We start from the raw sequence: 11,805 nt of genomic DNA on the forward strand, positions 1-11,805 counted from the left end.
CGAGCTTGCTCGCGATAGCGGTGGCTCAGTCAGCCTCCATGTTGAATGTGCCGGCGCCTTCGCGAGCAAGCCCGCTCCCACATTTGATCTGTGGCTGTCCCCGATTTTTTGGGCACTGCAAATCCCTTGTGGGAGCGAGCCTGCTCGCGATAGCGGTGGGTCAGTCAGCCTCCATGTTGAATGTGCCGCGCCTTCGCGGGCAAGCCCGCTCCCACATTTGATCTGTGGCTGGCCCCGATTTTTTGGGCACTGCAAATCCCTTGTGGGAGCGAGCCTGCTCGCGATAGCGGTGGGTCAGTCAGCCTCCATGTTGAATGTGCCGGCGCCTTCGCGAGCAGGCTCGCTCCCACATTTGATCTGTGGCTGTCCCCGATTTTTTGGGCACTGCAAATCCCTTGTCGGAGCGAGCTTGCTCGCGATAGCGGTGGCTCAGTCAGCCTCCATGTTGAATGTGCCGGCGCCTTCGCGAGCAAGCCCGCTCCCACAGGATGTGAGCTTGATTCAGGCTGTAAAGTCGCTGGCGTGCAGCTCCTTGACGCCCACCAGTTCGAATTCGAACTCGGGAGTGGCGTCGGCGTTGACACTGCCGTAGAGAATGCCATCGGCAAAGCGCAGTTGGCCGGTGGCGTTGGCAGGGTCGAAGGCGTTGCTGCCGATGAAGGTGAAGGCGTCAACGGTGGCGGTCAGCGGGTTGGCGTCCAGGCCGGTAAGATCCAGATGATCACCCTCGGTGGTCTTGAAACCGCTGATCACATCGCGCAAAGCCCCGACGCCCATGTCCGACAGCGCGCCAAACGCGTAGGTATCCGCGCCAGTGCCACCGGTGAGGTTGTCGGTGCCTGCACCGCCGATCAGCCGGTCATCGCCCGAACCGCCCACCAGCGTATCGTTGCCCGCACCACCGTTCAGAACGTTCGCGGCGCTGTTGCCCGACAGACTGTCAGCGTAGGCGCTTCCCGTCAGGTTTTCGAAGAACTTCAAGGTGTCGAGCCCGGACCCAACGGTGTTTTGTTGCGCTGACGTCGAGAGGTTTACGGTAACTCCGGACAGGGCGCGTTCATAGGACACCGTGTCAATGCCATCGCGCCCGTCCAGCACGTTGTTGCCGGCTCCGGCGAACAGCGTGTTGTCCAGCGCGTTGCCCGTGCCATTGGCGGCGCCAGTGCTATCGATATACAGCTGCTCGACGTTGTTGCTGAGGGTATAGGCCGCCAGTCTGCTGTGCACGCTCTCGATCCCTCCAGGCACCGCATTGCTGTTGGTCTCGATCACGGTGTCATCGGCGTTGTCGACATAGTAGGTGTCGTTGCCATCGCCACCACTCATGCTGTCGGCCCCTGCGGCACCATTGAGCACGTTGGCGGCGGCATTGCCGGTGATGAAGTTGCGCAACTCATTACCGGTGCCGTCGATGTCCGACACGCCGGTCAGCACCAGATTCTCGAGATTGGCGCCCAAGGTCCAGCTGACTGAGGCCTGCACCGTATCGATCTGCGAGGGTGAAGTGTTGGTTTCCGTCACGCTGTCGGACGCGTTATCGACCACATAGATGTCATTGCCATCGCCACCGGTCATGGAGTCGGCGCCCAGGTCGCCATCCAGTGTGTCGTTGCCCGAGCTGCCCACCAGGGTATCTGCCTGGTCGGTGCCGGAAATCACCCCGCCCTGGTTTTGAGCGTTGTCGAAAATCGCCTGCGCGCTGTTGTTGTCGCTGGGGTTGCCTTGAAAGCCAAGGTCATCGGCGATGTAGTCGGCCAGGCGCTGTCCGACGATCTCCGCCGATTCCTCGTGCAAGTGCCAGACGTCGTCGGGGTACACCAGCGGATCGACTTCGTAGCGCAAGGGCAGGTCGGTGTAGTCCACCGCCAGCTTGACGTCGGTACGCTCGGCGGCGATGGCTTCCTGGACGGCGCGGACATAGCCTACGCCCGAGACGATGGAGGCAATCTTCTCTTCGGAATAACCCCGGGCTCGCGCCGCATCCTCCTGGTAGTGACCGGTCTCCATCATGTACACGCTGAAGTTGCCGAACTGGGCATGCAGGTAATCAAACACCTTCAGGGTCGCGTCCTTGTAGGCAGCGGCCGCCGCTGTTTTGTCCGTGGCGCGGCCGATCTCCTGGGCGGCTTCCTCGCCCTGCCCCCAAATGATGCCCATGGTGACGTTATCGATCGATTGCAGTTCGGTGAGCTGGTCCCCCAGCAACGCGACGGCGCGCAACAGCGCAGGCCCGGGTTGGTTGGTGTCGGTCAACCACCAGCACAACTTGAGTTCCTCGGCGCCCATGGTCGACAGGCCGTTGACCGTGCTGCCCCCCACCGCGATGTCGATGCCATTGCCATCGGCATCGGTGAACTGGCTGCGCACGTCATAGGGGGTGTAGCGGTCCAGATCCTTGACCAGCATCGAGGTGCCGGACTGATCGTCGTCCTCCGTCATGCGCAATAGGCGCGCATTGGATTGGCCGAGGGTGGGCAGGTAGAGGATGTCCTGTTGGGCGCGCTCGCCGAACACGAAGTCGCTGGCGGTCAGGGTGTTGAGGTAGTTGCCGTTGAGGGCGATTTCAAAACGATTGCCATCGGCATCCGCGTCGGCGGATTTGATGTAGGTCTTGTCACCGGCCGCGTTGAGAGTCATGTACAGCGTGTGATTGCTGCCATCGCCGAGGCCGACAAAGCCCAGGCCCGACACATCGATCTTGTCGACGCCCGCGGTGAAATCATAAATCGTGTCGGTGGCCGTGATGCCGCCGGTGTCGTAGTCGCGGTAACTGTCGAGTACGTTGGTGTAGCGGAAGGCGTCGGCACCGTCGCCGCCGTACATTGAGTCGCGTCCGGCGCCGCCGTCGACGATGTCCGCGCCGGTGCCGGCCTTGATTGTGTCATTGCCACCGAGGCCGAGGATTAGGTCCGCGCCCGCCGTGCCGTTCAGGGTTTCGGCATTGTTGGTGCCGGCGATGGTATTGGCGGGCGCATCGGCAACCGCCAGGGCGAAGCTGTCACTGACCGACGCTCCTGAAGGATCGGTGGCCTTGACCAGTACGTTGTAATTGCCCGACGCCGTGCTGATCGGCGTACCGGTGAACGTCAGGCTGGTGGCGTTGAAACTCAGCCACGCGGGCAGGGCGCTACCGTCAGCGAGGGTCGCTGTGTAGATCAAGGCATCCTGGTCGGCGTCGGTGAAGCTGTCATGGGTGACGGTGTAATTGAACGGCGTGTTTTCGGTGGCGTTCTGATCGAGGAGGGGAATGGCCACCACCGGCGCGACATTGCTGGGTGCGTTCTGGCCGGCGAAAACAAAATGACTCGCCGTCAGGCTGCTCACCAGGTTGCCCGCCATCGACAATTCGAAGCGGTTGCCGTTCGCGTCGACGGTGAGATCCTTGAGGTAGGTGCGGTTGCTCGAAGCACTGTAGGTCACTTGCAGCGTGCCGTTCAGGCCATTGCCCAGGGCCGTGTAGCCGAGCGCCGAGACATCGATCTTGTCGGCGGTCACGTCGAAATCGAGGATCTGGTCACTGACGCTGGTGGAACTGGTGCGGTAGCTGTCGAGTGTCGAGGTGTAGCGGAACACATCGGCACCCGCGCCACCGGTGAGTTTGTCCACCCCGGCGCCACCGACCAGGATGTCGTTGCCCGCGCCGCCATTCAGCGTGTCGTTACCGGCGCCACCGAAGAGTTGTTCGTTGGCAGCGGTGCCGGTCAGCGTGTCGTTGTTCGGCGTGCCGTTGATCACAGTGGGTGAGGCGGGCACGTCCTGCACGGCGAGGGTAAAGCTGTCGCTGACGGTGGCGTTGCTGCCGTCGGCCGCGGTGACCTGTATGGAGTAGGTGCCCGATGCGGTATCGCTGGGTGTGCCGCTGAACGTACGAGTCGCTGCATCGAATGTCAGCCAGCTGGGCAGGGCGCTGCCATTCGCCAGTTTGGCGATGTAGCTGAGGCTGTCGTTATCCGGATCGGTGAAGCTGGTGGCCGGTACCACGTAGCTGAACGGGGTGTTTTCGGTCGCGTTTTGATCCAGCAACGCCGTTGCCACCACCGGTGCATGGTTGACCGTTGGCGAAGTGGCGAAGACGAAATTGGCGCTGGTCAGCTTGTCGACGTAGTTGCCGTTCAGCGTCACTTCAAAGCGGTTGCCATCGGCGTCGGCGGCCAGGGACTTGATGTAAGTCTTGGTGCCGGCACTGTTGAGCACCAGGGACACAGTGTTGTTCTTGCCATCACCCAAGCCGGTGAAACCTAAGGCCGAGAGGTCGATCTTGTCGGCGCTGATATCGAAATCGGTGATCACGTCGCTAAGGTTGGCACCGCCGGTGTTGTAGTTGCGGTAGCTGTCCATGCGATTGGTGAACACAAAGGTGTCCGCTCCGGCACCACCGGTGAGGGTGTCCATGCCGGCACCGCCGTCGAGCTTGTCGTCGCCCGCGCCGCCACCAAGGCTGTCGTTACCCGCGAGGCCGAGCAGGGTGTCGGCCGAATCGGTACCCAGCAGCGAGTCGCTGCCGCTGGTACCGGTGACCACCCGATTGAAAATGAAGTTACTGGCGGTCAGAGTGCTGGCGAGGTTGCCCGAGAGAATCAACTCGAAGCGATTGCCGCTGGCGTCGGCATCGTAGTCCTTGATGTAGGTGCGGTCGTTGCTGGCGCTGTAGCTGACCTGCAGGGTGCCGCCACGACCATTGCCCAAGCCCGTGAAACCGAGGCCGGCGAGGTCGATCTTGTCCTGGGTGACGTCGAAGTCGGTGATGGTGTCATCGAAGCTTGCGGTTGCGTTGCGGTAACTGTCGGACTGAGCGACGAAACGGAACGTATCGGCACCGGTACCGCCGGTGAGTTTGTCGGTGCCTGCACCGCCCACCAGAATGTCGCCACCGGCCCCGCCATTGATGGTGTCGTTGCCGGCTGCGCCGTAGAAAATCTCGCTGGCGGCACTGCCCAGCAGGGTGTCGTTGCCAGCCGTACCTTGCACGGTGGTCATCGGCGCCGTGGCACTGGCGTAGCTGCCGTCGCCATAGACCAGCGTCGCGCCCTTGCTGGTGTGGCTGATGGTGTTGCCAATAATGGCGTTGCGATCGGTGCCGTCTTCATTGCGCTCCGCAACACCGTAGGTCGACAGGTTGCTGCCGCTGATGATGTTGCCCTGGATCGTGTTGTCGCTGCCGTTGAAGTACTTGCCGGACACGCCCAGGGTGTCGTCGTAGGACTGGATGATGATTTCCGGTACGGGGTTGCCCAGGGAATTGTTGTTGAGCGTGTTGTCGATGATCTCGACGTGGTTGCTGCCGTAGATGCGGATCCCGGCGCTGGTGTTGTCGTGAATGTCGACGTCGCTGACGGTCACCTCGCTGGACAGCTTGATCAGCACCCCTTCGGCGCCGTTGCCGTACACCTCGCCACCGGTGATGGTGATGTTGCTGGGGGAGGGGATGTTCTCGCTGCCGCGCTGCACCACGATGCCGTTGCCGCCATTGTTGTAGGCAACGTTGTTGGTGAGGGTGAAGTCGTGGGTACTGGTGACGACGTTGAAACCGTGGCGGTCATTGTCGTAGGCGACGTTGTTTTCGAAGGTGCTGTCGCTGAGGAAGTCAGCAACGAAGCCGTCCAGGCCATTGCCGTGGGACACGCTGTTCTTGATGACCATGTTGACGGTCTGCTCGTGGGGGTCGAAACCGTACCCGGAGCAATCCTTGATCTCGACGCTGTCGAGGGTGACGTTGGAGTCGTAGCCTTCCTGGCCGGGAATGAAGCCATTGAACCAACCATCGATCTTGCCGGTGGTGTGGTCACGGTTGCCGTCGATGGTGAGGTTGCTGACGCCAAAGTCGTGGGTTTCCTCGCCATAGGCCGAGCGGATGACACCCGTGATCTTGGTGTCGGAGCCGTCAGCCACCTTGACGGTGGTTTTGCCCATGCCGTCGCCGTACAGGGAGACGTTGCTCTTGAGCATCAGGCAACCGTCGGAGGGTTCCTCGCCTCCCGAAACGATGTAAGTTCCGGTCGGCACATACACCTGCCCCCCACCTGCGGCGGCCGCTGCATCAATCGCACTTTGTATTGCCGCGGTGTCGTCTGTGATGCCATCTCCTTTGGCGCCAAAATTTTGAACATTGAAAATCATGAGCTTATCTCCGTATCGGGCTAAAACCTCGGAAGATGCCAATATTCCATCGACAGCCACGGTGTTAGGGCCCAACGAAGCGCAAAAGTTGTGACCACATATCGGGGAAGTGTCAAAAAACCGCACTAACTGATCAGCGGTTGTGAGGTGTTTCGAGACAGTAACGTTCTGTTGACGCCCGCTCAGTAAGCGAACAAGCCCGCGCCCACGGGTTCCGCGGTTATCGACGTCGAGATCGAGAAGCCTTTTTCCATCAGGCTGGCGTCGCGCTCGAAAGCCCAGCTGCCGCAAAAAGAAAAATTGAACTGAACCTTCAGAACTGGCTTGTCTCGCAACACTCGACCGTTGAGCGGTTGAAGGCGATAGCGGGTAAAGGCATCGACATTCGCGCCGATAAGTTCAACAAGTACATTACTGACTGATCCTGCCAACAGTCCGGGGCTGAATGCGAGGAATCACTCGACTCAGGGAGCATTTTCAACGCATGTGTTTTAAAGCCTGCGTCGTCCCCTGTGCTAGCCCGTAGCCGTTGTACCGCCTGGAAGCCCTATGAAAAACAAGCCTCTCGACCCTCTGCCGCAGATGCGAACCTCCAATCTTTCCCTGACCCGCATTTCTTTGATGGCTTTCTCTTGTCTGTTGTTGTCGATCTTCCTGTTGGCCAGCACCTTGATTGTTTACATCGCCTTCGAGCAAAACCAGGACGACGAGCGCCGCAGTCGCTTTTATACGGAAAAGGCCGTGCAGGCCCTGGAGAAGTCGGTTCTTTTGACGATCAAGGACTACGCATTCTGGGGCGATGCCTACGAGCACCTGCACAGGAAGGTGGATATCGACTGGGCATTTGTCCGGCAGAATGCCGGCTCGTCGCTGTTTAAGGATTTCGGGTTTGAGGGCGTGTTTGTGATCGATCCGACCGATCGTACGGTGTACTCGGTCATCAATGGGCAGCTGGAATCGGTCACCGCTGAAGACTGGCTGAAACAACCCATCACCGCGCTCATCGAACGTGCACGCATTGATGTCGAAAGCGAAACACCCATCAAGGCGTTTCTCGATGTTGACGGCACCCCGGTGTTGGTCGCTGCCGCGCCCCTGACGCCTGGCACCAACCTCCAGGTCGAAACGGATGACAGGCCAGCCTCAATACTGTTGTTCGTCTCCAGGCTCGATGCTGCCCGATTGAGCACCATGGCCAGTGATTTCGGGATTGCTCAATTGCGCGTGGCCTCAGGTGATAGTGCAGCGCTCGGCACATCATTTTTGCGCCTAGGGGAAACCGGTACGGCGGGCACCCTGCAGTGGACACCGGCGCAACCGGGGCATCGGTTGATGACCGTGGTGTTGCCGCTGATCGGTATAGCGGGGCTGATTATCGGTCTAATGACCTGGCTTTTTCAGCGCCGTACCACGGCGGCTGCGCAAGTGATGGATGCCAGTTACACCTCCCTGCAGGTCAGTCGAACGGCGTTGGCGGCCAGTGAGGCTCGGTTTCGTGATGTCGCCGAAGCATCCTCCGACTGGATTTGGGAAATCGATACCGGGTTGCGCTTCACCTACCTGTCAGAGCGTTTCGAAACCGTGACGGGACTGCGCAGGGCCGAGTGCCTTGGTCGTCCTATCGATGACTTGCTGGTGTCTGATCAGGGCCCACTTTCCCAGTGGTTGAAAAACCACTCGCGACGGGCCAACGCCATCTTGCAATGCAGTTATCTGTCAGGGGACGGGCAAGCCAGGATTTTCCGTCTTTCCGTGCGGGAGATGGAGGGGCTGGGCTATCGCGGCACGGCCAGCGATATCACCGAAGAAGTGGCGGCCCGCCGACGGATCGAATACCTGTCGCAACACGATGCGCTGACGGGCCTGGCGAATCGCGCCCGTATGCAGGAATTCCTCGATGGCAAACTCAAGGCTGCGCCGACCCTGAGTGATCCGTTGGTCATGCTCAGCGTCGACCTGGATCGCTTCAAACCGGTGAATGATTTGCTCGGGCATGCCGCAGGCGATCAGGTGCTCAACGAGGTCTCCAAAAGGCTGGGGCAGTGCTTGCGCTCAGATGACCTGGTCGCGCGAATCGGTGGCGATGAGTTTGTGCTGGTGGTGGCGAATATGGTTACTCAGGATGAGGTCGAGCACCTGTGCCAGCGCCTGATCGACTGCATCGAACAGCCGTTCCAGATTGATGAGCATGAGGTGTTTATCAGTGCCAGCATCGGCATTGCCATGGCACCGGCTGACGCCACCCTGGCCGACGAGTTGCTGCGCTATGCCGACATTGCGCTGTATGAAGCCAAGGATGCAGGACGCAATACCTGGCGTTTTTACGCGGGCGACATGAATGCTCGAATCCTCGATCGTCGTCAGTTGGAAAGCGATCTGCGTCACGCGATCAAACATGATGAGTTGCGTCTGCACTTTCAGCCGCGCTATCAGATTGCAGGCAGGGTCATGGCCGGTGCCGAAGCGCTGGTACGCTGGGAGCACCCGGTGAGAGGGCTATTGTCGCCCGACGTTTTCATTCCCATTGCGGAAGAAACCGGGTTGATTCTGCCGCTGAGCAACTGGGTGCTGCACACCGCTTGCAGGGCCGCGTCTGCCTGGCCCGAAGAGCTCTTTGTCTCGGTGAACCTGTCGCCGACAGAGTTTCAGCGTGGGCAGCTGGTGTCCAGGGTTCAGGCGGTGTTGGCGCAGACCGGTTTGAATCCGGCCCGGCTGGAATTGGAACTGACTGAGAATGTCATGCTGGACGACGCCAAGGGCGCACTGCAGATCATGCACGACTTGAAAGCCTTGGGTGTCCGCCTGGCAATGGACGATTTCGGCACTGGGTACTCGTCATTGAGCTACCTGCGTTCATTTCCTTTCGACGGGTTGAAGATTGATCGCAGCTTTATTTCCGGGCTGTCCGCCAGCGGTGATGATCAGTCGATCATCGAGGCCATCGTCGGGCTGGGCAGGGCACTGTCGCTGACAGTCACGGCGGAGGGGGTGGAAACGATCGAGCAACTTCAGGCCTTGCAGGATGCCCGGTGCGATGAGGTTCAAGGGTATTTCTTGAGCCGGCCTATGGATGCGCAGGCGATTGGACACTTGATTGGCGTCCACGCGAAGCATTCAGGGCTGCGAACGCTGGCCGAAAGCGCTTGCGCTGAAAGTTAACACCTCATCTGCACACGCTTTACTGCACCAGTTGATCGACCAGCGCTGGCGTCACGTAGTGCGGCCCGTCGAACAGGTAGAGCGGATATCCGTCATAGGCCGCCAGTTGCGGTTTGAGCTCGGCTGCGGTCGCGGAGCGGAAGCCGCCACCAAAGTTGGGGCGGAAGGCTTCGACGATGATCCGCACGCGATCTTTGCCCAGGCGGTGGCTCAGGGCGTCGGCGTAGGTTCGCGCGACCGGTGCAGTGCGGGCGTACACGCCGACACCGTCCTGGAAGAACACGCCGATGTCATCCGGCAGCCATTGTTTGAGCCATTCGGCGGTGGCGACGGGGCCGATATTGGCACCGTCATAAACGCTGATCCACAACGGTCGCGGCAGCTTGGCCAGCAGCGCGGGCAGTTCTTTGGCACGGGTCCAGCTGGGGTCGACTTCCGCCGGGAAATACCAGCCGGTCACGTGTAACGGCGTAGGCAATTTGGCGATCCGTTCCGAGACGGCGGCCAGCTGTTCGATGTTGTCCCGTGAGCGGTTCTCGCTGAAATAACCCGCCAGCCCCAGGATCACGTCCTGCGCCCAGGGTGCCTTGGCAATGCGCGCCCAATCGGGCAGCACCGGTACGGCGGGCAGGCCGGTACCGGGAACGAAGGCCTGATCGTCGACGACTGTCCATTGCACCAGCAACTCACGCGCACCCAGTTTTTCCCAGTGTCCGCTGATACCGACGGTCTTGTTGTCCGGCTGCCAGACGATGCCGACAATCCCCGGGGCCAGGGCTTTGGTCTTCGTCACGTAGAACATGCTGGTGCCTACGCTGACGGTGACGGTGACGGCAAACAACAGGGCCACAACGGTCGCGCGACTGGCGGTGTAGCCGAAAATATTCACGGAAGTGCCTTTTGGATACGTTGATGCCATTGGCTCAGCGAGGTGACACCTTTGGCGTTCCAGTTGGCCGCCGCATCAGGTCCAAGGTGGAACTGGCCCTCGTTGAATTGCCAGACGATCACTTGCGGCTTGTGTTCGGCAAAATCCGCCGACTCCAGGTATTGCAGCAGCGTAGCCCACGGGCCGACGTCGCCGGGGTTCCAGGTCAGTGCGACGGGACGGTCCAAGGCATTTGAGAGCTTCTGCGTAAAACCCAGGTAAGGCTGGACAAAGCTGTTGCCGATCACTTGGACCGGTGCCGGCGCATCGTCGATCAGCAATTCGTTTTCGGCCTGATGGCGAACGGTGTAGATGTCGCGACCAATCGCCTTGCGCTTGATCGCTGGCAGAAAATTACTGGCCAGGTCGCCGAACGCGCGTCTGTCGAACCATTGGCCCAGCACCACGCCTCCACCAGGGTCACCTTGCAGGCGATAGCGCTCGGTAATCAGTTGCGCCGTGGCGTCCGCGGTGTTTTCGGCGCTCCAGGCTGTCCAGTGGTAGTCGGCGCGGTAAAACGCGATCTGTTTGCCTTGCTCGGTCCGTTGCAGGATCGGCTTGATATTCAGTGTGGTCAGACCTGCTTGGGTCAAGTCGTTTTGCAGGTGGTCATGACGCTGCATCACGGCCACGCTTAAGGGTTGGTCGACGGGTAGGCGTTGAGCATAAAACGGCGCTTTCATCGGCACCACCAGCACAACCAGCCCAATGTGTTCGCGCTGAAGTTGCTGCTGGAGTTCCCTGACCAGTGCAATGCTGCGGGCAGTGCCGGTGTTGTCGACCTTGCTCAGGCTTTCCCAGGCCGGGAATAACCAGCCACCGTTGCCGGTGATCACCGCCGAGGCCGCTTGAACACCGGTGCCTGACAGGCTCGACAGCAGGCCAGCGATCAGGGCGGGCATCGACAATCGACGGATAAAACGTTCGGGTCTGGATTGAAGGTTCATGGGGCGGTCTGATCGACAAGGCCAATCAGCCGTGGAGCCTGGCGGGAGCCGATCAGGAACAGGCTATAACGATCCCCGGCTTTGAAGGGCGCCAGCTTCAACGGCAGGCTCGCGTTCTCATTGCAGTTGGCAACCAGCGTCGCCTGCACCGGGTTGATCGTGCGCTGGGCTTGTCCGTTGAACGGCAGCTGGTTGAACACAGGAGCACCGTTGGCGAGTTTGACCTCGGCCTTTTCGCAACCGTTGGCCAGGTTGTAGACATTGAGTTCGGCGCGCAGGTCTTTACCGCGCAGCGGTGGGTCGATGACCAGGCGTGGCGCCCGTGCCGGGTCGCTGTCGAGAATCAGCGTGACCCACGCACTTTTTGGTGCGCTGAGGCCTTTTATCTCGCGACCATTGACGGTCACGTGCAACGGCTGTCGCGAGTCCACGACCTGAAAGGGACTGGCCACTGCGGTCTGTGCGGCAAGGGCAAAACCCGGGCCTTGGCCCACGTGGACCTGCATGGCGGTATCACCGGGATTGACCACTCGCACCCAGGCGGAACCCTCGGGCAGTTTTGGCGCATACAGCTGGGCGATTTCAGGGGCGGCCTGTGCCCACATCGGGACCAGGCCAAGACCTAGCCACAAACACATTCGAACGTTCATGCAA

Annotated in this window: 6 protein-coding genes; 1 reads left to right on the forward strand and 5 read right to left on the reverse strand. The window is 60.5% G+C overall.

The genetic code is table 11. The features are described 5' to 3' along the window. Window positions 1–501 precede the first annotated feature (501 nt). Together EAH74_RS28015 and EAH74_RS28020 are read right to left on the reverse strand one after the other, a co-directional pair. Window positions 502–6,117 carry a putative Ig domain-containing protein gene (locus tag EAH74_RS28015; RefSeq protein ID WP_140682954.1) on the reverse strand — a complete coding sequence of 1,872 codons (5,616 nt, stop codon included), beginning with the start codon at window positions 6,115–6,117 and terminating at the stop codon, window positions 502–504. A gap of 182 nt (window positions 6,118–6,299) precedes the next feature. Then, window positions 6,300–6,548 (reverse strand): hypothetical protein, encoded by a 249-nt coding sequence (locus EAH74_RS28020; RefSeq protein WP_140682957.1) that lies wholly within the window; start codon window positions 6,546–6,548, stop codon window positions 6,300–6,302. Between the two features lie 118 nt (window positions 6,549–6,666). On the opposite strand from EAH74_RS28020, the gene EAH74_RS28025 reads away from it, so the two are divergent. Further along, on the forward strand, window positions 6,667–9,276 hold the full coding sequence (locus tag EAH74_RS28025) for a bifunctional diguanylate cyclase/phosphodiesterase (protein WP_140682960.1): 2,610 nt from the start codon (window positions 6,667–6,669) through the stop codon (window positions 9,274–9,276). Window positions 9,277–9,295: 19 nt separating this feature from the next. Here EAH74_RS28025 and EAH74_RS28030 read toward each other — a convergent pair whose 3' ends face one another. The 3 genes from EAH74_RS28030 to EAH74_RS28040 form a co-directional block, all read right to left on the reverse strand. Then, on the reverse strand, window positions 9,296–10,078 hold the full coding sequence (locus EAH74_RS28030) for a hypothetical protein (RefSeq protein WP_240050580.1): 783 nt from the start codon (window positions 10,076–10,078) through the stop codon (window positions 9,296–9,298). 83 nt (window positions 10,079–10,161) lie between these two features. Then, window positions 10,162–11,151: an alginate O-acetyltransferase AlgX-related protein gene (locus EAH74_RS28035; protein WP_140682966.1), complete on the reverse strand. Its 990-nt coding sequence runs from the start codon at window positions 11,149–11,151 to the stop codon at window positions 10,162–10,164. Next, window positions 11,148–11,801, reverse strand: a complete 654-nt coding sequence (locus tag EAH74_RS28040) for an alginate O-acetyltransferase AlgF (protein ID WP_140682971.1) — start codon at window positions 11,799–11,801, stop codon at window positions 11,148–11,150. Before EAH74_RS28040 ends, EAH74_RS28035 begins: the two co-directional genes overlap by 4 nt. Between the last annotated feature and the right edge of the window lie 4 nt (window positions 11,802–11,805).

This window comes from Pseudomonas mandelii, from assembly GCF_006438925.1.
Taxonomy (GTDB): domain Bacteria; phylum Pseudomonadota; class Gammaproteobacteria; order Pseudomonadales; family Pseudomonadaceae; genus Aquipseudomonas; species Aquipseudomonas mandelii_C.

Excerpts from the sequence above, each read along its gene's own strand:
- EAH74_RS28015 (WP_140682954.1), bottom strand. The coding sequence starts at position 6,117 with ATGATTTTCAATGTTCAAAATTTTGGCGCCAAAGGAGATGGCATCACA.
- EAH74_RS28025 (WP_140682960.1), top strand. The coding sequence starts at position 6,667 with ATGAAAAACAAGCCTCTCGACCCTCTGCCGCAGATGCGAACCTCCAAT.
- EAH74_RS28030 (WP_240050580.1), bottom strand. The coding sequence starts at position 10,078 with ATGTTCTACGTGACGAAGACCAAAGCCCTGGCCCCGGGGATTGTCGGC.
- EAH74_RS28035 (WP_140682966.1), bottom strand. The coding sequence starts at position 11,151 with ATGAACCTTCAATCCAGACCCGAACGTTTTATCCGTCGATTGTCGATG.
- EAH74_RS28040 (WP_140682971.1), bottom strand. The coding sequence starts at position 11,801 with ATGAACGTTCGAATGTGTTTGTGGCTAGGTCTTGGCCTGGTCCCGATG.